Genomic DNA, 1,127 nt, shown 5'->3' with positions numbered 1-1,127 from the left:
CTCCCGTAGCCGTGCCTGCTCATTGACAGCCGGGGTTCAGACTCACGCTCTGAACAGAACAACTTGACAGGGAACGCCACCAACGTCGAACAGTCTGTGCGGGTGGAGCTGGTGATGTCCGCCAAACGGCACGGCATGCCGACCGTCGCGGTCATCGTCGCCACGTCCCTGAACCTGTGCCTGGAGCGGCAGGGCTCGCGCCCGGACAACCGGCGCGTGCCCGAGGACGTCGTCCGTGCCCAGCACCAGGCCATGGTCCACTCGCACCAGCGCCTCGCCGCCGAAGGCTTCAACACGGTCGTCTTCGCCGACGCCCTGCGCCGCCTGGAGCCGTTCCTGAAGCGGCTCTCGCAGGCCCGGGAGGCCGACCTCGGGCGTGACGGCAGCGAGGGCCTGGGCGATCTGCTGCTGGTCCGCCGCTTCTTCGGCCCGGAGATCCTGCCGCTGTGGCGGTGGCAGCCGGGCTCGGACCTGGTGACCGGCCGGGACCGCGTCGCGGAAGTCCGCCTCGGGCAGCAGTCCCTCACCCTGGCCTTCCGTGACGACGTCGACGGCGAGGGCGACTTCGGCTTCGACGCCCTACTGGCCTGCCCCTTCGACCCGGAGTGCGACGGGCAGGCATGGGCGCCGGCCTACAGCGTCAGCTGCCTGTACCGGGCGCTGACCGGCGGGCTGGACCGTGACGAGGACATCGTCTGCACCGTCCACGGCGACGGCGTCGACGACGACCAGGACGACGACCCCAAGGGCCGCGCGGACCTGGAAGCGCAGTACGCGGACGCGGTCGCGTGAGCCGCGCCGCTGACGGCCCGCACCCCCACCCGCTCACCCCGGCCGACCTCCCGGCCGGAGACGACTGGTGGCACGGCTGCCCGCAGTGTCACCTGCCGATCCAGGGCGGGGCCGCCGGCCTCGCCGCGCACCGCCGCACGGCCCACTCCAACTTCGGAGACCCTCGGCGCCCCATCACGATCCACCTGGAGTTCTGACACCGCCGCGCCACGGCGTGACGGACGCTCCGTGCCGCCCCGGCCCGCATCACGGAGGCCGGGGCGGTCGCGGTGGTCCCTCATCACCGAGCACGGAAGGAGATGGACGTCATGACCCACCTGTACGAGGTCGACGTC

1 protein-coding gene and 1 pseudogene are annotated in these 1,127 nt (G+C 72.0%); both read left to right on the top strand.

All coding sequences use genetic code 11. The features are described 5' to 3' along the window. Window positions 1-72 precede the first annotated feature (72 nt). Window positions 73-792 (top strand): annotated as a pseudogene (locus tag AB0I73_RS41450) (AAA family ATPase); the annotation flags it as partial. Further along, a complete protein-coding gene (locus AB0I73_RS41445) occupies window positions 789-989 on the top strand; it encodes a hypothetical protein (RefSeq protein WP_363045540.1) in 201 nt (66 codons plus the stop codon). The pseudogene AB0I73_RS41450 and the gene AB0I73_RS41445, both read left to right, overlap by 4 nt. The last annotated feature ends 138 nt before the right edge of the window (window positions 990-1,127 follow it).

This window comes from Streptomyces sp. NPDC050388 (genome assembly GCF_040655635.1).
Classification (GTDB): Bacteria; Actinomycetota; Actinomycetes; order Streptomycetales; family Streptomycetaceae; genus Streptomyces.
This window is presented reverse-complemented; position numbering and strand designations above follow the sequence as displayed.